The following is a 22,853-nucleotide window of genomic DNA, read 5'->3' on the forward strand; positions in this document are numbered from 1 at the left end:
GCGTGCGATGATGCCCGCCATGACGAGCACGCCTGAGACATCTGCCCGCACGTTCACCACGATCGGCGTGGTCGGGCTCGGCACCATGGGCGCCGGCATCGCCGAGGTCTTCGCCCGCCACGGCTTCGGCGTCGTCGGGGTCGAGCAGAACGAAGAGGGCCTCGAGCGCGGGCGCCAGCACCTGGCGAACTCGACCGATCGTGCCGTGAAGCGCGAGAAGCTCACCGTGGCCGAGCAGGCCGAGCTGCTCGGGCGGATCACGTTCACCACCTCGCTCGGAGACCTTGCCGACGCGGACCTGGTGGTGGAGGCCGTCGTGGAGTCGCTGGAGACGAAGAAGACGATCTTCCGCGAGCTCGACGCCGTCGTCTCCTCCGAGGCGATCCTCGCGACCAACACCTCGTCGCTGTCGGTCACCGAGATCTCGACCGCCACCTCCTCGCCGGGCCGGGTCCTCGGCCTGCACTTCTTCAACCCCGCGCCCGTCCAGAACCTCGTCGAGATCGTCCGCACGGTCGTCACCGAGCCCGCCGTCCTCGACGACGTGAAGGACCTCGTCGTCGGCCTCGGCAAGAGCCCGGTGGTCTGCGGCGACAAGGCCGGCTTCATCGCCAACACCCTCCTCTTCGGCTACCTCAACCACGCCGCGTCCATGTTCGAGGGCAGGTACGCCTCGCGCGAGGACATCGACGCCGCCATGCGCTACGGCTGCGGCTACCCGATGGGGCCGCTGGCCCTGCTCGACCTGATCGGCCTCGACACCGCCTACGAGATCCTCGAGACGATGTACCGCCAGGGGCGCGACCGCCTGCACGCGCCGACGCCGATCCTCAAGCAGATGGTCACCGCCGGGCTGCTCGGCCGCAAGACCGGCCGGGGCTTCTACACCTACGAGGGGCCCGACAGCCCGGTGGTGGTCGACGACGACAAGACCCCGTCGGCCGACGAGTCGCCGCAGCTCAAGCACGAGATCAACCAGGTCGGCGTGGTCGGCACCGGAACGATGGCCAGCGGCATCGTGGAGGTCTTCGCCAAGGCCGGTTACGACGTCCTGTACGTCGGTCGCAGCGCCGACAAGGTCGCCGGAGTGACCGCGACCATCACCAAGGGCTTCGACAAGCAGATCCAGCGCGGCAAGGCGACTGAGGAGGCCAAGGCGGAGGTCCTCGCACGGGTCAGTGGCTCCACCAGCCTCGACGACCTCAGCGGCGTCGACATCGTGGTCGAGGCGATCGCGGAGGACCTGGCGATCAAGACCACGCTCTTCGAGAACCTCGACGAGATCTGCAAGCCAGGCGCCATCCTCGCCACGACCACCTCCAGCCTGCCGATCATCGCGATGGCCAAGGTGACCAGTCGCCCGCAGGACGTCGTCGGGATGCACTTCTTCAACCCGGCCACGATCATGAAGCTGGTCGAGGTGGTCTCCACCGTGTCGACCTCCGAGGATGTCACGGAGACCACCCGCGCCCTGTGCGCGAAGGTGGGCAAGGTGGCCGTCTCCTGCGGCGACCGCGCCGGCTTCATCGTCAACGCGCTGCTGTTCCCCTACCTCAACGACGCGGTCAAGATGCTCGAGGCGCACTACGCGACGGCCGACGACATCGACCTGGCCATGAAGCAGGGCTGCGCGCTGCCGATGGGTCCGTTCGAGCTGCTCGACGTGGTGGGCAACGACGTGTCGCTGGCGATCCAGCGCGAGCTCTACCTGGAGTTCCGCGAGCCCGGCTTCGCGCCGGCGCCGCTGCTCGAGCACCTGGTCACCGCGGGCTACCTCGGCCGCAAGACCAAGCGCGGGTTCCGCGACTACAGCCAGCGCTGAGCCGCGACCGGCTCACAGGCTCACCCGCAGGGTGAGCAGGGCCGAGGCTGCGCCCGGGTCATCCTCGTCGACGACGGCGAGGACCCGGCCGCTGCGCCCGTCCCACTCCAGGACGGCCAGTCCCTCGACCTTGGCGACCCGCCCCCCGATGTCCGGCAGCGGCGCGGTGGCGTGCACGCGGGTGCCGTCGAGCACCGCGAGCGCCGAGCCGCGCACCGGCCCGTCGTCGTAGGCGTTGGGGCTGTCCTCGGCGGCGGCACAGACCAGCACCCGGTCCTCCGACAGCGTCACCGCGTCGGTGACCGCGAGGCCGACGCCGTCGACCTCACCCACCTCAATGGTCTGTACGCCGGTCGGGTGCAGGTCGGCGGGCTCGACGCGCCCGGCGACCGTGGCGACCAGCGCCGTCAGGTCGAGCTCGACGCTGCTGCTGGGAAGTCCGACGGTCGGTCGGCCGCGGTGGAACCACCGCAGGACCCCCTCGACGACGCACGCGCCCTCGAGGTTGACCTGCTCGGGTTCGATGTCGAGCAGGGCGGCCACCCGCGCGTAGAGCGGCGACAGGTCGCGCGACGCCGCCCAGGGAACGCCGTCGCGCAGACCGACGAGCACCGCTCGCATCCGCGCGGCGGTCGAGCCGGAGCCGAGCATCAGCACGGCAGGGGAGCCGTCGAGGACCACGTCGAGCGCCGCCTCGAGGTCGGGTTTGAGCGCCTTGGTGCCCTCGGTCTCCGAGAACGAGTCGTGGCCGTCGACCGGCGGCAGCACCCTGACCGGCGTCCCGACGCCGGAGCGCCACCAGCAGGCCGAAGTCGCGTCGTCCTGGCTGATCAGGAAGCCGTCGCCGAACGCCGCGATCGCCGACGCCGCGCGCACGGGGGAGCCGTCCTCGAACCGCAGCGCCTCGACGGACTGCACCTCGATGCGCACGTCAGCCCCGGGGGTAGCCGCGACGTGCGGTGCGGTCGAGGATGCCGAGCGTGCCGCGTAGGGCGTTCTCGGAGAGCACCGGGAAGATGCCGGCGTCGCGCCACTCGGGGGCGATGTCGGACCAGTCGTAGAACGACGTGACGCGCGTGCCGCCCTCGGCCGGCTCGAGGCGGTAGCCGTAGACGTGACCGATCTGCGGACGGATGCGGCCCAGCACGGTCCAGGAGATCAGCCGGTCCGGCTCGAGGTCGCGGATGGTGACCGTGACGTCGTAGCGGCCCATCTCGGGGAAGTCGTTGAGGGCCTCGCGGTCCATGTGGACCACGAAGGAGTCGCCGGAGGCGCGCACGGGCTCGCCCTCCGCCCCCTGGAGCATCCCGGAGGAGTCGATGGCGACGTGGCCCTGCGGGTCGCAGAGCAGCGCGAAGATGTCGGCGGCGGGCGCGGCGATGAGCCGCTCGGCCTCGATGCGGGTGTCGGTCACCCCGCGATCTTGTCACCGCAAGGGATAGGTTCGTGCGCATGCGTCGCGCCCTGCTCCTCGTCCTGCTGCTCGGCGTCCTCCTCGGCGGGCTCGGCGCCGCGCCGTCGTACGCCGAGGTCGAGCAGCCGCCGGCCGGCACCGACGTCGACTACCAGCTCGGTGGGGCCCGGGCGCTGCCGCCGCACGTCGGGATCGTCGTGCGCGACCGCGGCGCCGAGCCCGCCGCCGGCCGCTACAACGTCTGCTACGTCAACGGCTTCCAGACCCAGCCGGACGAGCGGCGCTTCTGGCGCGCGCGGTGGTGGCTGGTGCTCAAGAAGGACGGCCGGGCGGTGGTCGACGAGACATGGGGCGAGTGGCTGCTCGACCTGCGCACGGCGCGCCAGCGCCAGGCGATCGCGCGGATCATGGGCCGCTGGACCCGCGGCTGTGCCGCCGACGGCTTCGCCGCGGTGGAGTACGACAACCTCGACTCGTTCACCCGCAGCCAGGGGATGCTGCGGCGCAAGCACGCGGTGGCGATGGCTCGTCTGCTGGTCCGGGGCGCCCACCGAGCCGGCCTGGCGGCGGGGCAGAAGAACCTCGCGGGCTACGACGGCACGCGGGTCGGCTTCGACTTCGCCGTGGCCGAGGAGTGCGGGCGCTACGACGAGTGCGGCGCCTACACGTCGGCCTACGGCGCCCGGGTGCTGGTGATCGAGTACCGCGAGCAGGACTTCGAGAAGACCTGTGCGCAGTTCGGCGACCGGCTCGCCGTCGTGCTCCGTGACCGCGCGCTGCGCCCCGACGGGCGGCGGGCCTGGTGCTGAACACCACGACGCTGGGGGAGTCCGGTCCGCTGGTGGCCTTCTGCCACGGGCTCTTCGGTCAGGGGAAGAACTGGACCACGGTCGCCAAGGCGCTCGCCGCCGACCACCGGGTCCTGCTGGTCGACATGCCCAACCACGGCCGGTCGGACTGGCACGACCGGGTCGACTACCTCGACATGGCCGACGAGGTGGCCGGGCTCTTCTCCGCCGACGACCGCGTCTCGCTCGTGGGCCACTCGATGGGCGGCAAGACCGCCATGGTGCTCGCGCTGCGCCACCCCGAGCTGGTCGAGCGGCTCTGCGTCGTCGACATCTCGCCGGTCGACTACCACGGGCGCACGGAGTTCGAGGGCTTCATCGACGCGATGCAGAGGCTGGACCTGGACGCGCTGACCCGCCGCAGCGACGCCGACGAGGCGCTCGCCGACGCGGTGCCGAACCGCACGGTGCGCAGCTTCCTGCTGCAGAACCTGCGCCGCGACGGCGACTCCTGGGCGTGGCAGCCCAACCTCGAGGTGCTCGGTCGCGACCTCGCCGTGCTCGGCGGCTGGCCGGACGACCGGCTCGACCCCGCCGCGCCGTACCCCGGCCCGGTGCTGTGGGTGGCCGGCCAGACCTCGCCGTACGTCAAGGACGAGTACGGCGACGCGATGAACCGCTGGTTCCCGCAGAACCGCAAGGTGACGGTCAAGAACGCCGGCCACTGGGTGCACTCCGAGCAGCCCGAGGTCTTCGTCGAGGTGCTGCGTCGCTTCCTCGCGAGCTGACCGCGGGCAGGGTGCGGCTCAGCCGCCGCTCGCCTGGCGGGCGCGGTAGGCGGCGACCGCGTTGCGGTTGCCGCAGGAGGTGGAGCAGAAGCGGCGCGAGCGGTTGCGCGAGAGGTCGACGACGACGCCGTTGCAGTCGTCGTCGGAGCACAGCGCGAGGCGCGAGAGCTCGTCGGCGCGGATGACGTCGATCATCGCCATCGCGGTCTCGACGACGATCCGCGTGGCCAGGGGGGCGTCGGCGTCGACCGCGTGCAGGTGCCAGTCGAAGCGGTCGTGGCGCACCAGCCGGGGGACCGCCCGGGCAGCGGCCAGCATCTCGTTGACGATCTCGACGGCCTGGTCGCGCTCGGAGGTCAGCAGCGTGCGGAGCGCCGGCCGGAGCGCGCGTACGGCGTCGAGCTCGGCCCGGTCGCGGTCGCGGCGACCTGTGTACTCGAACCGCTCGAAGAACTCGTCCAGGTCGGCCACGGAGGTCAGCGTGTCGCCGTCGTCGTCCTCGGAGTTGACCAGCGTCGCCGCCGCCTGGAGGGCCGTCTCGGTGTCATGAGCGAAGACCACGTTGACAGGTTACTGCATGTCATTTAGTGTCATGACCCATGGCCACCATGACTCGTGACGACCTCGGCCCTTCCGCGGGGGCGTCGCGCACGGTCGGGGGGTTGGCCCTGGCGCTGGTCTCGGCGCTGACCTTCGGGCTCTCGGGCGCGCTGGCCCGTGGGCTGCTGGACACCGGCTGGACCCCCGGCTCGGTGGTCCTCGTCCGGATCTCGGTGGCCGCGGTCCTCGTGGCGCCGTTCGGCGCCTACGCGATGCGCGGGCGATGGGACGCCGTGCGGCCCAACCTGGCACTGGTGCTCACCTACGGGCTGCTCGCCGTCGCGGGCGCTCAGTTCTGCTACTTCTCGGCTGTCGGTCACATGCAGGTGGGCCCGGCGCTGCTGATCGAGTACACGGCTCCGGCTGCGGTCGTGGTCTGGCTGTGGGTGCGCAAGGGCGAGCGCCCGGGTCCGCTCACGCTGGCCGGCGCCGGCCTGGCGGCGCTGGGGCTGGTGCTGGTGCTCGACCTGCTCTCCGGTGCCGGCCTCAGCGTGCCCGGCGTGCTGTGGGCGCTGGGCGCGATGGTCGGCGCCGCGGCGTACTTCCTGATCTCGGCCCACGAGGACAGCGGACTGCCCGCGCTCGCGCTGGCCGCGGGAGGCCTGATCGTGGGCGGCGCGTCGCTGGGCCTGCTCGGGCTGGTGGGCGTCCTGCCGATGTCCTCCTCGACCCAGGACGTCACGATGGCCGGCTCGTCGTACGCCTGGTGGGTGCCGCTCGCGCTGCTCGGCGTTGTCACCGCCGCCATTGCCTACGTCACCGGGATCTTCGCGATCCGGCGGTTGGGCTCTCGCGTCGCGTCCTTCGTGGCCCTGATCGAGGTCGTGGCGGGGGTGCTGTGGGCATGGCTGCTGCTCGAGGAGCTGCCCAACGGCCTGCAGCTGCTCGGCGGACTGCTCATCCTGGCCGGGGTCGTGGGCGTCAAGCTGGGCGAGCGTGACGTACCCGACAGCCTGCTCGTCCACGAGTGAGAAAGTCGCCCGGTCGGCGCAACGAATCCCCCCGCGCGCACGTCAGTCGTGCATGGATGGAGGGGTGACCACGGTCCCGGCGACGCAGCGCGACGCGCACCGAGTACTGGCACGACCTGGCCGTCGACGTTCCGGCCGACTGGGGCTGGGGGACCGCGCCGTTCGCGACGGTGGCCGGTGACCCGCCGTCGTTCTGCTTCGGTCCGGGAGCCCTGGTGCCCACCGAGGACCGGTCCGCGCCGTACGTCGGTCGCCCCGTCATGCTGAGCGACATGTGCGTGCTGGCCGACCAGGCCGGCCGGCCGGAGGCCTCGTACCTGTGGTTCGACGCGGCTGTCGGGCCGGGCACGGTCGACCTCGGGGACGGGTTCGTGCAGGAGACCGTCGAGGTGGACGGGACCCGGCTCACCGTGGGGAGCACCGATGCGGCACTGCGTGAGCAGATCCTCGCATCGGCCACCGGTGGCGAGACCTGCATGGCCGATCTCGAGGTGCAGCAGTCGGGCTTCCCGGCCGTAGTGCCGGGCGACGCCGAGCGGGACGGCCGGGTGCTCAACGTGTGCGTCTACCACTCACCTGGGGACCCCCGGCCGGACTTCGAGCGGGCCGAGCTCGACTACGCCACGACGCTCGGGCGCGAGGCGTTGCAGGCCTACCTCGCGGCGCTCGCCCAGGGCGACCGGCCGCGCGACCAGTGCCCCACGATCGACTACGCGGAGGGGGAGTGGGTCGTGCTCGAGATCGGCACCGAGGACGGCGAGGTCCTGCGACGCGACGTCGTGCACACCTTCTGCCCTGGGATCGCCGTGGGGGCCGACCGGCTCGGCGGCCTCGAGACCGTGCGTCTGACGCCCGAGATGGTCGAGCCATGGGCCGTCGAGGGCATCAAGGCGGTCGTGCACGGGCCGTCGTCGATGCGCTCGCAGGCCTTCGGCGACTACTTCATCGGCCCTCAGGGCTGATCCAGGTCCGGGCGCTACCGCGCGTCCTGTCTACGTACGACCACCTCGCGCAGGATCAGCATGATCGCCGCCGCGGTGGGGATGGCGAGCAGTGCACCGACGACGCCGAGCAGTCCGGCCCCGATGAGGGCCGCGATGACGATGACCGCCCCCGGCAGGTCGACGGACTTCGACATCACCCGCGGGTAGATGACGTAGTTCTCGACCTGCTGGTAGATCAGGAAGAAGATCGCGCAGAAGATGCCGGTCTTGATGTCGGTGGCGGTCGCGATCGCGGTGACGACCACCGCGCCGAGGGTCGCGCCGATCATCGGGATGACATCCAGGAGCGCCACTACGAACGCCAGCGCAACGGCGTACTGACCCAGGCCCACGATGAACAGGAACACCAGCGTGGAGATCCCGGCGCACAGGGCCACGATGAACGCCCCGGACACGTAGCCGCCGACGTTGCGGATGATCTGGTCGCCGAGCAGCGTGACTCGGCTACGACGCGAGGCAGGGGCCAGGCGGTAGAACGCCTGCTTGGTCTTCTCAAGCGAGCTGAGGAAGTACAGCGTGAGGACCAGGATGATGAACGCGTTGAACAGCGCGCCCAGGATCTTCAGGCCGACCCCGAGCACCCCGCCGAAGATGCCGCTGACGAAGTCGCCGTTGGCGACGTAGTCCTGGACCTTGGAGATGATGTCGTACTCGTCGTCGAGCTTCTGGATCTGCCGGTTCTTCTGCAGTTGCTCCAGCCACTCGGGGGCGCTCTTGGTGATGGCGGTGACCTGGTCGGTGATGACCGGGACGATCGCGACCACGAACAGCGCGACGGCCGCCAGGAACGCGGTGATGACCGCGGTGACCGCCCAGCTGCGCCGCAGCCCGCGCCGCTCCAGCGCCTCGACCGACGGGTTGAGGCCGGCGGCGAGGAACAACGACACGACGATCAGGATCAGGGTCGACCCGATACCCATGAGGGCGGACCAGAGGAAGTAGGCGAGCAGGGCGCCGAGGGCGCCGAAGAAGCCGAGGTAGAAGGGGGAACGGCGCTCGAAGGGCACACCCTGGGCGCCGTACTCCTCCTGGGGGCCGAACTGCCGCTCGTCCACGTGCTCGCCAGCAGTCTCGGTGTGCGCGGTCGCCGTCCTCGCCTGCGGGGCGGTCGCCTTGGCGTCCTCCGGTCCCTCGCTCAACTCTCGTCCTCGCCGAACCCGGCGACGACATCTCGCAGCGAGGCGAGCTGGGCGGTGATGGCGTCACGACGCTTCATCAGGCGATCGAGCTCCGCGCGTCGCGCGGCGATCTCGCGCTCGACCTCGGCGTGCCCGGTGCTCTCCACCGACTCCGCCTGGCTGCGGGCCGACGCGACGATCTGCTCGGCTTCGCGCCGGGCGCGGGCCAGCAGGGCCTCCGCCTCGGTCTGGGCGGCGGCGCGGTTCTCGGCGGCCTGCTTGCTCGCCTCGCTCGCGCGCTGCTCGGCGGCGGCGGCGCGCTGCTCGGCCTCCTCGACGAGACGCTTGGTCTCCGCGGTGGCACTGTTGTGGTGGTCGGTGGCCTCGCGGGCGAGCCGCTCCTTCTCCACCGCCAGCGTGCGCCGCGCCTCCTGCACCTCGCGGTCGGCCGCAGCCCGGGCCTGCTCGACCTCGCGCGTCGCAGAGGTGCGCATCTCGGTCGTCTCCTGCCGGGCGGCGAGCCGGAGCTGGTCGGCCTCGCGTGTGGCCGAGGCGAGGAGATCCTCGGCCTCGGCCTTGGCCAGGGTGCGCTCCTGCTCGGCGTCGGCGAGGATCCGGATCCGGGTCTGCTCGAGCTCGCGCAGCTGGACGGTGCGCATGTCCTGCGCCTCGCGGGTGGCCTCGGCCCGGATGGCCTTGGCGTCGCGGGCGGCCTGCTCCCGAATCTCGGTGGCGTCGCGGTCGGCGGTCGCCCGGATCTCGCTGGCCTCCTCCTCGGCGAGTCGCAACATGGCGCTGGCCCGCCCGCCGAGCCCGGCGTAGGAGGGGTTCTTGAGCTCGGCGGCCTGGCTGCGCAGGTCCTGCAGCTCGGACTCGAGCTCGAGGACCCGCTGCTCGGACTGGGTCAGGCTCGCGCTCAGCCCGGCCTTGTCACGCGCGAGCTGGGTCACGCGGGCGTCGACCGCGGCCTTGTCGTAGCCGCCACGACGTACGACGGGCAGGTCGCCAGTGGTCGGCGCGGGCGCCGGCGCGGCGGCACGCGGGGGCGCCGCCGGGGCGGCCTGGGTGCGCTCGGTCGGCGGGGGCGGGATGACCGGCCGCTGCCCCTTGCTCCGCTCAGCCTCGGCGCTCTGCCCGGCGGGTCGCTCCTGCGTCACGGGGATGACCTGTGTCGTCTCCGCATCCGTGTCGGCGCCCTCGGGCTCGTGGTCGAAGATGGACAGACCCTGGTCGCTCATGGGGGAGTTACCTCGCTGTGGTCGGAGTGCAGACGGGACGTGCGGCCCCATCCTCCCTGATCCGCCGGAAAGAACCCAGCCTGATGGGTTCATGTCCGGTCACCCGTCACCAACTTGCAACAACCCGCCGCTGACCCGTCAGAGAGTTTCTGACGGGTCAGCGGGGAGGACGTGCGGCTCAGACGCCGCGGAAGCGGTTGATCGCGGTGAGGTGCTGCTCGCGGAGCTCGTGGTCGCGGACGCCCAGACCCTCCTCGGGGCTGAGGCACAGGACGCCGACCTTGCCCTGGTGGGCGTTCTTGTGGACGTCGAGCGCGGCCTGGCCGACGTCGTCCAGGCCGTAGGTACGCGAGAGGGTGGGGTGGATCATGCCCTTGGCGATGAGGCGGTTCGCCTCCCACGACTCGCGGTAGTTGGCGAAGTGGGAGGAGATGATCCGCTTGAGGTTCATCCACAGGTAGCGGTTGTCGTACTCGTGCATGTAGCCCGAGGTCGAGGCGCAGGTGGTGATGGTGCCGCCCTTGCGGGTCACGTAGACGCTGGCACCGAAGGTCTCGCGGCCGGGGTGTTCGAAGACGATGTCGATGTCCTCCCCACCGGTGAGCTCGCGGATCTTGGCGCCGAAGCGCTTCCACTCCTTCGGGTCCTGGGTGTGCTCGTCCTTCCAGAACCGGTAGCCCTCCTCGGAGCGGTTGATGATCAGCTCCGCGCCCATGCTCCGGGCGATCGCCGCCTTCTCCTCGTTGGAGACCACGCAGACCGGGGTCGCGCCGCCGTTGAGCGCGTACTGCGTGGCGAAGCCGCCGAGGCCGCCCGAGGCGCCCCACACCAGGACGTTGTCGCCCTGCTTCATGTTGCCGCCGTTCTTGGAGACCAGCTGGCGGTACGCCGTGGAGTTGACCAGGCCGGGGGAGGCGGCCTCCTCCCAGGTCAGGTGGGCCGGCTTGGGCATCAGCTGGTTGGACTTGACCAGCGCGATCTCGGCCAGGCCGCCGAAGTTGGTCTCGAAGCCCCAGATCCGCTGCTGCGGGTCGAGCATCGTGTCGTCGTGGCCGTCGGGGTCCTCGAGCTCCACCGAGAGACAGTGCGCGACGACCTCGGTGCCGGGCTTCCACTTCGTGACGCCGGGGCCGGTCTTGAGGACGACGCCGGCCAGGTCGGAGCCGACCACGTGGTAGGGCAGGTCATGGCGCTTGGTGAGCTCCGACTGACGCCCGTAGCGCTCCAGGAACCCGAACGTGGAGACCGGCTCGAAGATCGAGGTCCACACGGTGTTGTAGTTGATCGCGGAGGCCATCACGGCGACGTACGCCTCGCCCGGACCGAGCTCGGGCAGCGGCACGTCGTCGAGGTGCAGCGACTTGCGCGGGTCCTTGTCGCGGGTCTCCACCCCTTCGAACATCTCCACCTCGTCCTTGTGCACGGTCACCGCGCGGTAGGACTCGGGCAGGGAGAGGCTCGCGAAGTCCTCCGGGGCGACGCTTCCGGGACTGTCAGAGGCGGCGAGGATGGCATCGAGGATGTGCTGCACGTCAGGCTCCTGGTGGTCCGGGTCGTGGGTCGTGCGGATATTACCGGCGAGTAACGCCTCAGTGCGAGGAGGCCGCGGGCTGGACGAGCTCGACGAGCACGCCGCCGGCGTCCTTGGGGTGGATGAAGTTGATCCGCGAGTCGGCCGTCCCGCGCCTGGGGGCGTCGTAGAGCAGGCGGACGCCGCGCTCGCGCAGGATCGCGCTGACGGCCTCGACGTCGGTGACCCGGTAGGCCATCTGCTGCACGCCCGGCCCGGAGCGGTCGAGGAACTTCGCGATCGTGGAGTCCTCGTTCAGCGGCGCCAGCAGCTGGATGCAGGACCCGGAGTCGCCGACCGCGATCATCGCCTCCCGGACGCCCTGCTCCTCGTTGACCTCCTCGTGGGCCAGCTCCATGCCGAAGGTGTCGCGGTAGAACGCGATCGCGACGTCGAGGTCGGGCACGGCGATGCCGACGTGGTCGATGGCGGTGAACAGGTGGCGGGGCAGATCGGCGGGCAGATCGGCGGTCGGGTCGGTCGGTGCGGTCATGGGCCACATGGTCGTATGCCGGCGTCCGCGCCGCGACCCGTTGTGACCTATCCATCACGAGGGGGGCCACGAGGCCCTCGCCCCCGGGCGTGGCCCGTGGGTATCGTCACGAGGGACCCACCCCGGCCGTACCGGCCGACACACTTCACGGAGGCATTCATGTCCGGATCCGTCATCGTCGCCGGAGCGCGCACCCCGATCGGCCGCCTGCTGGGCGGCTTCAAGGGCCTCTCGGCCGCGGAGCTCGGTGGTCACGCCATCAAGGGCGCCCTCGAGAAGGCCGGAGTCAGTGGCGACCAGGTCGACTACGTGATCATGGGCCAGGTCATCCTGGCGGGCGCCGGCCAGAACCCCGCGCGCACCGCGGCGGTCGCCGGCGGCGTCCCGATGGACGTCCCCTCGATCACGATCAACAAGGTCTGCCTGTCCGGTCTGAACTCCATCGCCATGGCGGACCAGATGATCCGTGCGGGCGAGGTGGAGATCGTCGTGGCCGGCGGCATGGAGTCGATGACCAACGCCCCGCACCTCTTGCCGAAGTCGCGCGAGGGCTTCAAGTTCGGCGACGTCCCGCTCGTGGACTCGATGGCCTACGACGCGCTGTTCGACCAGGTGACCTCGCAGGCGATGGGCCTGCTCACCGAGGAGCGCAACGCGGCGGGGGCCAACCTGACCCGCGAGGAGCAGGACGAGTTCTCCGCCCAGTCGCACCAGAAGGCGGCCGTGGCGTGGAAGAACGGCGTCTTCGACGACGAGGTGGTCCCAGTCTCGATCCCGCAGCGCAAGGGCGACCCGGTCGTGGTCTCGACCGACGAGGGCGTCCGCGGCGACACGAGTCCGGAGTCCCTGGCCAAGCTGCGCCCGGCGTTCAGCAAGGAGGGCACGGTCACCGCCGGCTCGTCCTCGCAGATCTCCGACGGCGCCGCCGCCGTCGTGGTGATGAGCAAGGCCAAGGCCGAGGAGCTCGGGCTGGAGTGGCTGGCCGAGATCGGTGCGCACGGCATGGTCGCCGGCCCCGACTCCAGCCTGCAGCTGCAGCCGGCCAACGCGACGGCGCTGGCCTGCCGCAAGGAGGGGATCGAGCCCACCGACCTGGACCTGGTGGAGTTCAACGAGGCCTTCGCCGCGGTCGGCATCGCCTCGGCCCGTGAGCTCGGCATCGACAACGCCAAGGTCAACGTCAACGGCGGCGCGATCGCGCTCGGCCACCCGGTCGGCATGTCCGGCACCCGCGTCGTGCTGACCCTCGCGCTCGAGCTCAAGCGCCGCGGTGGTGGCGTCGGGGCGGCCGCCCTCTGCGGCGGCGGTGGCCAGGGCGACGCGCTGATCGTGCGTGTCCCGAAGGGCTGAGGCCGATGTCCCGGACCTCGTCGAGCGCGCCCGCGCCGGTGAGGCCCGGGCGGTCGCCCGCCTGATCTCGCTCGTCGAGGACGAGTCGCCGCTCCTGCGCGAGGTCATGGCGGCGCTCGCCCCTCACGCGGGGCACGCACAGGTCGTCGGAGTCACCGGCTCGCCCGGGGTCGGCAAGTCCACGTCCACCAACGCGCTGGTGACCGCGCTGCGCGCCTCCGGCAAGCGGGTCGGGGTGCTTGCGGTCGACCCGTCGTCGCCGTTCTCGGGCGGCGCGCTGCTGGGCGACCGGGTGCGGATGCGCGAGCACGCCGCCGACCGGGAGGTGTTCATCCGCTCGATGGCCGCACGTGGCCACCTGGGCGGCCTGGCCTGGTCGACGCCGCAGGCGCTGCGGGTCCTCGACGCGGCCGGCTGCGACGTGGTGCTGGTCGAGACCGTCGGCGTCGGGCAGAGCGAGGTCGAGGTGGCCGGCCTCGCCGACACCACCCTGGTGCTGCTCGCCCCGGGCATGGGCGACGGCATCCAGGCGGCCAAGGCCGGGATCCTCGAGGTCGGCGACCTCTATGTCGTCAACAAGGCCGACCGCGAGGGCGCCGACCAGGTGCGACGCGACCTGCGGGGCATGCTCTCGCTGGGGGATCGTCCCGAGGGCGCCTGGCGCCCTCCCGTGCTCACGACGGTCGCGCAGAGCGGCGAGGGCGTCGAGGAGCTGGCGGCGGAGATCGAGCGGCACCGTGAGTGGCTCGAGGCCACCGGCGAGCGCGAGCGCCGCCGGGTCCGAAGGGCGCGCGGCGAGATCGAGGCGATCGCGCTCACCTCGCTGCGACGGCGCTGGGGCGATGTCCACGGCCACTGCGCGCTGGACGACCTGGCCGCGGCCGTGGTGGCGGGGGAGTCCGACCCCTACCGCGCCGCCGACCTGCTGCTCGCCTCGCTCGCGGACTGATTGAGGACCCGCGGCGTCGGGCAACGGGAGGGATGCCCAGCGTCGAGCGCACCGTGACCGTGGATCAGCCCCTCGAGAAGGTGTGGACCTACCTCTCGGACTTCACCACCACCGAGCAGTGGGATCCGCCGACGGTCTCGACAGTGCGCACCTCCGGCGACGGCGGCGTCGGGACGACGTACACGAACGTCTCGAAGCTCCTAGGGCACGAGACCGAGGTCAAGTACGTCGTCACCGAGCACCTCGTGAACGAGCGGCTGCAGCTCGCCGGCGACGCCGGCTCGCTCGACCTCCTCGACACGATGACGTTCGCGCGCACGGCGACCGGGACCTCGGTCACCTACCACGCGGAGTTCTCCCCGCACGGCGCGGCCAAGCTGGCCGAGCCCCTCCTGCCGGTGGCGCTCAAGGTGCTCGCGGACAAGGTGGCCGCCAGCATGCAGGAGAGGCTCGCTGCCCTCTAGCGCGACGTCACCTCGCGCCAGGTGGCTCCCGCGTCGACCGACGCCCAGAGTGTCTGGTTCGGGGCGCTCGTGACGGCGTAGACGGTGACGGTGTCACGGTCCACCACGATGCCGTACACGGGAACCGGTGGCTGGTCACCAGGTGCTCGCCGTCGCGTAGCGGCGCGGGCTCCCCGGCGTCCCACCTGACCGCCGTGACCGAGCCGTCCGGCTGCACGATGCGGGCCGCGGGCCCGTTGCCCAGGAGGAGCACCCCGTCCATGGGCGTGGCATAGAGGTGGGTGGGGAGCGGCAGCAGGTGCCGGGTGACGAAGCCGTCGTCGGTGACGGCGAGGGCCTCGTCGCTGCGCCGACAGCGGGGGGTCCGGCACAGCCGCCATACGACACTGCGCACGTCCGGGTCGGAGGCGCGGACCGTCAGCTCCGCGATGGAGGCCCGCGGGTCGTCCACGATGGCCGCCGGATCGGGCTTCGGAGACGGTGCCGGCTCGGGCGCGTGGGTGACCGGAGCCAGGTCGCGTCCGCCTGGGTCCCCTCCATCCCGGTCCGGGCCGCCGGGGGTCAGCAGGACGGCACCGAGGACGACGATCGCGGCGACCGTGAGCACGGCGGCGAGGGCGCGGGCGCGCGAGAGGGTCACGGCGCTGGGACGCCGCGCACCAGGGGAAAGCTGCCACCCGCCGGGCGCCGGCTACTAGCCCACCGCGTCCCGCCAGGCGCGGGCCGTCTTCTCGTCCCAGGAGCGGGTGAAGCCGCACGCCATCATGTCCCGCGTCGGGCCGAAGGCGGCCAGGATCTTGACGCCGACCGCGTCCTGCGGCCGGTCGGGGAGCATGAGGTCGGTGGTGTGGAGCACGACGGTCGGCCCGGATTCGCCGCGGAACCACTCGTCGACCGCCAGGGTCACCGTTGCCGCAGTCGCGCCGGCGTCGCTGTCGTCCCCACCGAGCCGTACCTCGGTCACCGTCCCGGCCACGGCCTGCGCCCGCTCGGGGAGGTCCTCGGGGTAGGTGTAGACGCAGCTGATCGCCGGCCCCGGCTCGCCGGGTGGCCAGGCCGTGCTTCGGGCGATCCGGACCCGGACGGTCGAGCCGGCGGGCACGACGCTGCCGCCGCCCGGCTGCGTGCCCAGGACGTAGCCGTCGCTGAACCGAGCGTCGGTGTCGACCGGGATCTCCTCGACGACCAGGCCCGCGGCCTCGATCGCCTCGGGCGTCCACGGCACGGCGACCCGGCCCTGGGGCACGATCCGAGCGCTCGAGACGATGGCGCGGGTCTCCGCCTCGCTGCGGGTGGCCACCTGGAGGAAGCCGGACGGATCGTGGCTGACCACCATCGTCACGAGTCCACGGACGGTCCTCGGCTTCGCCGAGGCCAACACCTCGCCGCCAGGGACGGCGATCGACGTGAGCTCGTCGACCCCGTCCGCGTCGCCGTCCGGCAGGTGGCCGTCGACCACCGCGACGTAGGGCGCGGGCTCCGTGATCGCGCAGCCGCGCCCACCGCCCACCAGGTCGCCGTCGAACACCGTCGGCTCCGAGACCGAGAAGCCGGAGCACTCGACCTTGCCGCTGGGCCAGTCGGCCGGGACCTCCACCGCGAGCCGGCCGACGCCGACGAGACGGGTCTCGGCGGTGGGTGCCGGCTGCGTCACGAGTGCGTCGCCCCCGTGCCGCGACGGGTCGTCGCCGGTCCGGCCGACCGCGGCGGTGCCCCCGGCCACCACCAGGACGGCGGCGGCGGCCAGCGCAGCCCCCCGGCGCCGCCGGCGGCGGTGGGCGGTGGCCAGCAGGAGGTCGGTGTGCAGCGGACCGACGGGTACGCCGTCAGCGGCGCGGCGAAGCAGCGCCACCTGGTGGTCGAGATCGTGGTCGGTCACAGCTCCTCCTGGGCGAGCTCGGTGAGGTCGATGGCGGCCAGGGCGCGCGACACCCGGCTCTTGACGGTGCCGACGGGGATGCCGAGCGCCGCGGCCGTGGCGCGCTCGCTGAGGTCGGCGACGAAGCGCAGCACCAGCACCGCGCGCTGGTCGGGGGGCAGCGTGCCGACGGCGCGGACCACGGTGTCGCGCAGCTCCACGTCGAGGCTGGCGTCGGCCACGGCACGGTCCGGGGTGCGGTCGGTGGGACGCTCGCCCCACCACCGCCTGCGGCGGCTGGTGGCGAGCGTGTTGACGAGGATCCGGTAGACGTAGGCATCGGGGTCGTCGGCGCGCCGCACCCGCGGCCAGCTGCTCCACGCCTTGAGCAGCGTGGCCTGGGCGAGGTCCTCGGCGTCGGCGTGCGCGCAGCCGAGCAGCACCGCGGAGCGGACCAGTGAGGTCCAGCGACCGGCGGCGTAGGCGGCGAAGTCCGCGTCCCGCTCCATCGTGAGGCTCCCGTCATGGCTGTGTCGCGCCGTCATCCCACCAGACAACTCGGGGCCGCGGTTCGGTTCCACCGCGGCTCCCAGTGGCCGCTCAGTGGCGCGACCAGGACTCGCTCTGGGTGAGGCGGAAGAGGTAGACCAGCGCGGGGACCACGATGATGCCCGCGAGCACCACCGCGACCATCAGCGCCCGGAGGGTGGCCGGAGCGCCGGCGGCGTCGGCGATCGTGATCTCGTCCACCAGCAGGTAGGGGTACTGCGCGACCCCCCAGCCCAGGACGACCGAGGCGACCGCGGTGACCGCCGTGACGCGCGCCTCGGCGGGTCGACGGCGCAGCAGCAGCACCAGGGTCGCCGTCCCGGCCAGCGCGGAGAGCACGACCAGCGGCGCCGCGCGGCCGGCCAGGCCCTCGGTGAGGGTGGGGGCGTCGCGGGTGAGGGGGACGAGGGCGGCGAAGACGACCGCCCCGGTCACGACGCCGACGGCGAGGCTGCGTCGTCGCAGCTGCTCGGAGAGCACCTCGTGTCCGGACCGGACCGCGTCGGCGGTGAGGAAGGTGCCGGCGAGGAACGCGCAGGTGCCGACGGCGATGAGGCCGCCGAAGAGGGACGTGGGCGTGAGCCAGGAGGTCCACACGTCGCCGCGCCCGCTCGCGGGGACCCGCCCCGAGGCGATGGCGCCCGCCACGGCCCCGAGGAAGAACGGGGTGACGAGCGACGACGACGCGAAGACGGCGCCGAACAGCCTCGCCTGGCCCAGGGTGGCCGAGTACTTGCGGAAGGCGAAGCTCGCGCCGCGCAGCACGATCCCCAGGAGCGCGAAGAGCATGGGGAAGATCAGCGTGGACATCGTACTGGCGAAGGTCTCCGGAAACGCCGTCCACCACATCACGAGGACGTAGATCAGCCAGACGTGGTTGGCCTCCCACACCGGCCCGATGCTGTGGTCGACCAGGGTGCGCAGCTCGGCGCCGCGGCTCGCGCCGCCGGCGGTCAGGTCGTAGAAGCCCGACCCGAAGTCCGCGCCGCCGAACAGCGCGTAGGCCAGGACGCCCACGAACAGCGCCGCGGCGACCAGCATGGGGAGGCTCACCGTGCCACCTCCTCAGCGGACTCCGGGCCGTAGGGGCTCGGCAGCTCCGTCTCGCCCTCACGCCAACGCCGAGCCATCGAGCGCAGGATGACCACCGCGCCGACGGTCATGCCCGCGTAGACGACGACCGTCGCCGCGAGCAGCCACCACAGCCAGGAGTTGCTGCCGGCCGCGTCGGCCGTGCGCAGGACGCCGTAGACCACCCAGGGCTGCCGTCCCACCTCGGTCGCGACCCAGCCAGCCTCGAGGGCGAGCACCGCCAGGGGCCCCGCGGCGACCGCGAAACGCAGGAACCACCGATTCTCCAGCAGGTCTCGACCGCGCCACCGCAGGAACCAGAAGAGCAGGACCGCCAGGAAGAGCAGGGTGCCGATCCCGACCATGACCTGGAACGCCCAGTGGGTCAGGTTCACGGGCGGCCGCTCGTCCACCGGGATGGTGTCGAGCCCCGGCACGGGGGCGGTGAAGGAGTTCTGCGCGATCAGCGAGCCGAGCACGGGGATGTCGATCGCCCATCGCACCTCGCCGTCGACGAGCAGCCCGCCGATCCGCAGGGGGGAGGGGCTCTCAGTCGTCTCAGCGAGCTCGAACGCCGCCAGCTTGGCCGGCTGCCGGTCGCCGAGGTTGCCGCCGAGCAGGTGGCCGATGACCGGCTGGGCCAGCGCGGCTACGGTCGCGAACACGAACGGCACGAGAAAGCCCAGGCGGTGGTGGGGGTCGCGTCGCCCGCGCAGCATCCCGACGGCGTACACGCCGGAGACGAGGAAGCCCACGACCATGAATGCCGCGACCCACATGTGCGCGAACTGCAGCCAGACCAGGTCGTTGAACATGGCCGCCCACGGGTTGACGTCGGTGACCTCTCCGTCGACCATCCGGAAGCCGGCGGGGGCGTTCATCCAGGCGTTGACCGAGATCACACAGAACGTGCCCACCACACCGGCGATGGCCATCGGCACCAGCATCAGCAGGTGGCGACGCGGTGGCAGCCGGCCCCAGCCGTAGAGGTAGATGCCGAGGAAGATCGCCTCGGTGAAGAAGGACAGGCCCTCGAACGCGAACGGCAGGCCCAGGACGTCCCCGAACGGTCCCATGAGTCCCGGCCAGAGCAGGCCCATCTCGAAGCTGAGGACCGTGCCGGACACGGCGCCGATGGCGAACAGCACGGCCGAGACCTTCGACCAGCGCTTGGCAAGGCCCAGGGCGACCGGGTCGTCGCGCACGATGCCGCGTCGGTGGACCACGAAGATCATCGCCGGGAAGGCGACGCCGAAGCACGCCAGGATGATGTGCCACCCGAGCGAGAGCGCCATCTGCTCCCGGGCGGGGAGCAACCCGGCCGGCTCCTCGGCGGTCAGGAGCTGCAGGGCCAGGTCGGGCACCGTCACCCTTCGACGGTAGGCCCCCGCGGTCGTGGTGCCCAGCCCCGTGGGAACTTGCACAGGGTCGCGCCAGGGTCGCGCCAGGGTCGCGACGGTGGTCGAGGGCTGCCACTATGTCCGCATCATGTCCCTGCCCTTCGACCCCATCGACGAGGCCGCCCGGCAGTGGGAGCAGCGCTGGGACGGCGTGGCCTCCATGCACGCGGTCACCTCGTTGATGCGGGTGCAGCAGCTCGTCATCGGCCAGCTCGACGCACTGCTCAAGCCGCACGGGCTGACCTTCGCCCGCTACGAGGCGCTGGTGCTGCTGGTCTTCTCCTCGCGCGGCTCGCTCCCGCTGGGCAAGATGGGGGAGCGGCTGCAGGTCCACCCCACGTCGGTCACCTCGATCGTGCAGCGCCTGGAGGCGGCGGGCCACATCACCCGGCGCCGCCACCCCGACGACGGCCGGGCGGTGCTCGCCGAGATCACCGACCAGGGACGTGCCGTGGTCGAGGCCGCGACCAAGGACCTGGTCGAGAGCCGCTTCGCGCTGAGCGCGATGAGCGAGACCGACCTGCGCGCGCTCTCTGAGCTCCTGCGGCCCGTACGCCGCCAGGCCGGCGACTTCTGAGCCGATGGTCACGGCCGACGACGTACGGCGGGCTGCCGGAGCTCCCGGTGCCGGCGGCGGCCGCGTGGGACGCCGCGGACTCCCAGGACTGGCCACGCCTGCGGGACCTGCTGGACCCCCACGTCCGCTTCACCGACGCTGACGTCAGCGTGCGCGGGCGCCGCCGCCTGCTCGAGCACCTCCGTGGTCGCCCGACGCCCCGGCCGCCCCGCCGGGTCGCGGTCCGCGACGGGCGGCTCCTCGGCTGGGAGCGATGAGAAGGAGGTCCCGGGTCCGCGGGACCTCGGGCCCGGGTGCCAGAGGGGGGACTCTGATGGAATCGTCCCCGTGGACCTCGACCGTGCCCTCGCTGCCCTGCCCGTCAACCCCCGGATCGTCATCGCCGGCAACCACGCCACGCCGTGGCACACCCTGAGCCTGATCGACGCGGTGGTGCCGACGTACCGCCTCTGGGCGCTCAACGGCCAGCACGGGCTGCCCGACCGCGAGGGCGTGGTCCTCGAGACGTCGTTCGTCGGGCCCGGACAGCGGCGCAGCCCGAGGTTGAGCTACGTGCCCTCTCGCCTGTCTCTGGTGCCGCTGCTGTTCACCGGGGTGATGGCGCCGGACGCGGTGGTCCTGCACACCACCAGGCCGCGCCACGGCCAGGTCTCGCTGGGGGTCGAGGTCAACGTGCTGCCGGCGGCCATCGAGGCGGTCCGCAGCCGCGGCGGCGTGGTCATCGCGCAGGTCAACGACCACCTGCCGTGGACCTACGGCGACGCGTTGGTGGACCTCGAGCACATCGACGTGCTGGTCGAGGCCGATGCCCCGCTGGCGCACGCGGTCGGTACGCCGATGGACGACGCCTCGGCGCGCATCGGCGAGCTGGTCGCCGCCCGGGTGGGCGACGGGGCCACCCTGCAGGCGGGGATCGGGGCGGTGCCGGACGCCACGATGCACGGGCTGGCCGGCCGCCGCGGGCTGCGGATCTGGACCGAGATGTTCTCCGACAGCGTGCTGGCGCTCGAGCGGGCGGGGGCGCTGGACCGGGAGGTCCCGATCTCCGCGTCGTTCCTGTTCGGGTCGCCCGAGCTCTTCGAGTGGGTCGACGGCAACGAGCGGGTCGAGATGGTGCGCACCGAGGTCACCAACGACCCCGCCCGGATCGCGGGCAACCCGTCCATGGTCAGCGTCAACACCGCCCTCCAGGTGGACCTCTTCGGCCAGGCCAACGCCTCGCGCATCGGCGCCCGGATCCACTCCGGCACGGGCGGCCAGACCGACTTCATCGTGGGCGCGCTGCACAGCGCCGGGGGGCAGGCGTTCATCGCCCTGCGCTCCTGGCACCCCAAGGCCGACGTCTCCACCGTCGTGGCGCTTGTCGACGAGCCCGTCACGTCGTTCCAGATGAGCGCGATCGTGACCGAGCAGGGCCTCGCCGAGGTCTTCGGCCAGGACCAGTGCGAGCAGGCCCGCCAGATCATCGAGCACGCCGCGCACCCCAGCGTCCGCGACGACCTGTGGGAGGAGGCCGCGGAGCTGGGGCTCGCCTGAGCCTCAGAGGCGCAGGTCGACCCAGACCGCGCGGTGGTCCGAGGACGGGAACGGGTACTCGCCCGTGAGCCGCGACAGCGGGTCCGCGCGCACCGGCCAGAAGACGCCGGCCGCGCGCACCTTCAGCCCGCGCGAGGGCAGCACGTAGTCGGCGCGCAGGTTGCCCGGCGCCGGGACGTCGCTGAAGTCGGCGGTGTCGAAGCGCGGGTCGGACTCGTGCGCGGTGTTGGCGCCACCCTGAAGGGCTGCCGCCTCGACGGCGCCGCGCGAGGACGGCCGCGGATCCCGCACGCGCGGGTGGTCCAGGAGCTGCAGGATCGCTCCCTCGACGGAGTCGCCGTCGGCGGGGTCGCTGTTCTGGTCGCCGGCGACCACGAACCGCTCACCGCGCGCCAGGCCGCCGCGGCGGCCCTTGTCGTCGTAGAAGTAGCGGCGCCCGTCGACGTAGTCGGCCCAGAACCGGATCTCGTCGTGGTTGCGGGCGCCGTTGCGGTCCTCCGTGCCGTCGAAGGTCGGCGGCGTGGGATGGGAGACCAGGAAGTGGACGGTACGCCGCCCGACTCGCACCGGGACGTCCCAGTGGGACTTGCTGGAGAGCCGGACGTCCTCGAGCTCGGCGGGGGAGTACCAGTCGCGGGGGGCGGCGGTGGCCGGGTCGTCGGGCAGCATCGCACCCGGCAGGTCCTTCCAGAGGAAGCGCTGGAAGGTCCGGACCCGGCTGGTCAGGATCGGGTGCCTGCTGAGCACGACCATGCCGTACTGGCCCTCGAAGTCGCCGAAGCCGAAGGCGTCGTTGCCGCCGCCGCCGATGCTGCCGTTGTTGTCCAGGTCGTGGCCGCTGGGGACGCCGGTGTTGGAGGGCGCCACGTAGGCGTAGCGGTAGTGGATCGGCCGGGCGCCGCCCTGGGCGACCTCCAGGTAGTGCTCGCGGAACAGGTCGACCGCCGCGCCGCCGGGCACGTAGTCGAACTCGTTGAGCAAGAGCACATCGGGCCGGGTGCGCTGGATGATCTCGGCCACCGCTGCGGCCTGGGGGTCCTCCCGCGTGGCGAGGTCCTCGACGAGCTCGCCTGCCCGAGCGCGGTTCAGCGAGGCGTTGAAGGTCTGGAAGCGCACCGTGTCGTGCCTGGCGTGCCCATGGTGGCCGTGACCGCGGGGATGGCCGCGGTCGGCGGAGGCGGTGCCGGCACCCTGCCCGGCGACCGTCGCGGTGGTCAGCAGTGTGAAGGCCGCGGCGCTCGCCGCGGCAGCCCGAGAGATTCGCATGCCCTGCAGCCTGCCACGGAGACGAGA

24 protein-coding genes are annotated in these 22,853 nt (G+C 72.1%); 11 read left to right on the forward strand and 13 right to left on the reverse strand.

Features of this window, described 5'->3' with window-relative positions; translation table 11 throughout:
* Positions 1-19 precede the first annotated feature (19 nt).
* Positions 20-1,822 carry a 3-hydroxyacyl-CoA dehydrogenase family protein gene (locus tag LRP67_RS10085; protein WP_231270050.1) on the forward strand — a complete coding sequence of 601 codons (1,803 nt, stop codon included), beginning with the start codon at positions 20-22 and terminating at the stop codon, positions 1,820-1,822.
* A gap of 12 nt (positions 1,823-1,834) precedes the next feature.
* Here LRP67_RS10085 and LRP67_RS10090 read toward each other — a convergent pair whose 3' ends face one another.
* Positions 1,835-2,752 carry a hypothetical protein gene (locus tag LRP67_RS10090; protein WP_231270051.1) on the reverse strand — a complete coding sequence of 306 codons (918 nt, stop codon included), beginning with the start codon at positions 2,750-2,752 and terminating at the stop codon, positions 1,835-1,837.
* Between the two features lies 1 nt (position 2,753).
* Positions 2,754-3,236, reverse strand: a complete 483-nt coding sequence (locus LRP67_RS10095; protein WP_231270052.1) for an SRPBCC family protein — start codon at positions 3,234-3,236, stop codon at positions 2,754-2,756.
* 38 nt (positions 3,237-3,274) lie between these two features.
* On the opposite strand from LRP67_RS10095, the gene LRP67_RS10100 reads away from it, so the two are divergent.
* Together LRP67_RS10100 and LRP67_RS10105 are read left to right on the forward strand one after the other, a co-directional pair.
* Positions 3,275-4,045, forward strand: coding sequence for an endo alpha-1,4 polygalactosaminidase (locus LRP67_RS10100; protein ID WP_231270053.1), 771 nt, complete (start codon positions 3,275-3,277; stop codon positions 4,043-4,045).
* On the forward strand, positions 4,039-4,812 hold the full coding sequence (locus LRP67_RS10105; protein WP_308189728.1) for an alpha/beta fold hydrolase: 774 nt from the start codon (positions 4,039-4,041) through the stop codon (positions 4,810-4,812). Before LRP67_RS10100 ends, LRP67_RS10105 begins: the two co-directional genes overlap by 7 nt.
* Positions 4,813-4,830: 18 nt before the next feature.
* Here the strand turns inward: LRP67_RS10105 and LRP67_RS10110 are convergent, their stop codons facing one another.
* On the reverse strand, positions 4,831-5,373 hold the full coding sequence (locus tag LRP67_RS10110) for a CGNR zinc finger domain-containing protein (RefSeq protein WP_231270054.1): 543 nt from the start codon (positions 5,371-5,373) through the stop codon (positions 4,831-4,833).
* A 38-nt stretch (positions 5,374-5,411) separates the two neighbouring features.
* Here LRP67_RS10110 and LRP67_RS10115 point away from each other — a divergent pair, with 38 nt between their 5' ends.
* Both LRP67_RS10115 and LRP67_RS10120 read left to right on the forward strand, forming a co-directional pair.
* Positions 5,412-6,383, forward strand: a complete 972-nt coding sequence (locus LRP67_RS10115) for an EamA family transporter (RefSeq protein ID WP_231270055.1) — start codon at positions 5,412-5,414, stop codon at positions 6,381-6,383.
* A gap of 170 nt (positions 6,384-6,553) precedes the next feature.
* Positions 6,554-7,345 carry a hypothetical protein gene (locus LRP67_RS10120; protein WP_231270056.1) on the forward strand — a complete coding sequence of 264 codons (792 nt, stop codon included), beginning with the start codon at positions 6,554-6,556 and terminating at the stop codon, positions 7,343-7,345.
* A 14-nt stretch (positions 7,346-7,359) separates the two neighbouring features.
* Here LRP67_RS10120 and LRP67_RS10125 read toward each other — a convergent pair whose 3' ends face one another.
* The 4 genes from LRP67_RS10125 to mce all read right to left on the reverse strand — a co-directional run bounded on the left by LRP67_RS10125 (position 7,360) and on the right by mce (position 11,806).
* The gene (locus tag LRP67_RS10125) at positions 7,360-8,526 is read right to left on the reverse strand and encodes an AI-2E family transporter (protein WP_231270057.1); all 1,167 of its coding nucleotides are present in this window, start codon (positions 8,524-8,526) and stop codon (positions 7,360-7,362) included.
* Positions 8,523-9,743 (reverse strand): hypothetical protein, encoded by a 1,221-nt coding sequence (locus LRP67_RS10130; protein WP_231270058.1) that lies wholly within the window; start codon positions 9,741-9,743, stop codon positions 8,523-8,525. Before LRP67_RS10130 ends, LRP67_RS10125 begins: the two co-directional genes overlap by 4 nt.
* A 178-nt stretch (positions 9,744-9,921) precedes the next feature.
* A complete protein-coding gene (gene ccrA, locus LRP67_RS10135; protein ID WP_231270059.1) occupies positions 9,922-11,274 on the reverse strand; it encodes a crotonyl-CoA carboxylase/reductase in 1,353 nt (450 codons plus the stop codon).
* A gap of 58 nt (positions 11,275-11,332) precedes the next feature.
* The gene (gene mce / locus LRP67_RS10140) at positions 11,333-11,806 is read right to left on the reverse strand and encodes a methylmalonyl-CoA epimerase (RefSeq protein ID WP_231270060.1); all 474 of its coding nucleotides are present in this window, start codon (positions 11,804-11,806) and stop codon (positions 11,333-11,335) included.
* A 159-nt stretch (positions 11,807-11,965) separates the two neighbouring features.
* Between mce and LRP67_RS10145 the strand changes: the two genes are divergently transcribed.
* The 3 genes from LRP67_RS10145 to LRP67_RS10155 are packed head-to-tail and all read left to right on the forward strand — an operon-like array spanning position 11,966 to position 14,569.
* Positions 11,966-13,156 (forward strand): acetyl-CoA C-acetyltransferase, encoded by a 1,191-nt coding sequence (locus LRP67_RS10145; protein ID WP_231270061.1) that lies wholly within the window; start codon positions 11,966-11,968, stop codon positions 13,154-13,156.
* Positions 13,140-14,105 (forward strand): methylmalonyl Co-A mutase-associated GTPase MeaB, encoded by a 966-nt coding sequence (gene meaB, locus LRP67_RS10150; RefSeq protein WP_231270062.1) that lies wholly within the window; start codon positions 13,140-13,142, stop codon positions 14,103-14,105. Before LRP67_RS10145 ends, meaB begins: the two co-directional genes overlap by 17 nt.
* A 32-nt stretch (positions 14,106-14,137) precedes the next feature.
* Positions 14,138-14,569, forward strand: coding sequence for an SRPBCC family protein (locus LRP67_RS10155; RefSeq protein WP_231270063.1), 432 nt, complete (start codon positions 14,138-14,140; stop codon positions 14,567-14,569).
* A gap of 7 nt (positions 14,570-14,576) precedes the next feature.
* Here the strand turns inward: LRP67_RS10155 and LRP67_RS10160 are convergent, their stop codons facing one another.
* The 5 genes from LRP67_RS10160 to LRP67_RS10180 are packed head-to-tail and all read right to left on the reverse strand — an operon-like array spanning position 14,577 to position 19,417.
* On the reverse strand, positions 14,577-15,209 hold the full coding sequence (locus LRP67_RS10160) for a hypothetical protein (protein WP_231270064.1): 633 nt from the start codon (positions 15,207-15,209) through the stop codon (positions 14,577-14,579).
* 54 nt (positions 15,210-15,263) lie between these two features.
* A complete protein-coding gene (locus LRP67_RS10165; RefSeq protein WP_231270065.1) occupies positions 15,264-16,448 on the reverse strand; it encodes a PASTA domain-containing protein in 1,185 nt (394 codons plus the stop codon).
* Positions 16,445-16,972: a SigE family RNA polymerase sigma factor gene (locus LRP67_RS10170; protein WP_231270066.1), complete on the reverse strand. Its 528-nt coding sequence runs from the start codon at positions 16,970-16,972 to the stop codon at positions 16,445-16,447. The genes LRP67_RS10165 and LRP67_RS10170 overlap by 4 nt, the downstream gene beginning before the upstream one ends.
* Positions 16,973-17,027: 55 nt before the next feature.
* A complete protein-coding gene (locus LRP67_RS10175; protein WP_231270067.1) occupies positions 17,028-18,029 on the reverse strand; it encodes a cytochrome d ubiquinol oxidase subunit II in 1,002 nt (333 codons plus the stop codon).
* On the reverse strand, positions 18,026-19,417 hold the full coding sequence (locus tag LRP67_RS10180) for a cytochrome ubiquinol oxidase subunit I (protein WP_231270068.1): 1,392 nt from the start codon (positions 19,415-19,417) through the stop codon (positions 18,026-18,028). Before LRP67_RS10180 ends, LRP67_RS10175 begins: the two co-directional genes overlap by 4 nt.
* Before the next feature lie 118 nt (positions 19,418-19,535).
* Between LRP67_RS10180 and LRP67_RS10185 the strand changes: the two genes are divergently transcribed.
* The 3 genes from LRP67_RS10185 to LRP67_RS10195 all read left to right on the forward strand — a co-directional run bounded on the left by LRP67_RS10185 (position 19,536) and on the right by LRP67_RS10195 (position 21,560).
* A complete protein-coding gene (locus LRP67_RS10185) occupies positions 19,536-20,024 on the forward strand; it encodes a MarR family winged helix-turn-helix transcriptional regulator (RefSeq protein WP_231270069.1) in 489 nt (162 codons plus the stop codon).
* Positions 20,025-20,071: 47 nt separating this feature from the next.
* The gene (locus LRP67_RS10190) at positions 20,072-20,281 is read left to right on the forward strand and encodes a hypothetical protein (protein ID WP_231270070.1); all 210 of its coding nucleotides are present in this window, start codon (positions 20,072-20,074) and stop codon (positions 20,279-20,281) included.
* 70 nt (positions 20,282-20,351) lie between these two features.
* Positions 20,352-21,560 (forward strand): acetyl-CoA hydrolase/transferase family protein, encoded by a 1,209-nt coding sequence (locus LRP67_RS10195; RefSeq protein ID WP_231270071.1) that lies wholly within the window; start codon positions 20,352-20,354, stop codon positions 21,558-21,560.
* 3 nt (positions 21,561-21,563) lie between these two features.
* Here LRP67_RS10195 and LRP67_RS10200 read toward each other — a convergent pair whose 3' ends face one another.
* Complete coding sequence (locus tag LRP67_RS10200; RefSeq protein WP_231270072.1) at positions 21,564-22,826, reverse strand: endonuclease/exonuclease/phosphatase family protein; 1,263 nt, start codon at positions 22,824-22,826, stop codon at positions 21,564-21,566.
* Positions 22,827-22,853: the final 27 nt, after the last annotated feature.

The organism is Nocardioides sp. cx-169, assembly GCF_021083605.1.
Classification (GTDB): domain Bacteria; phylum Actinomycetota; class Actinomycetes; order Propionibacteriales; family Nocardioidaceae; genus Nocardioides.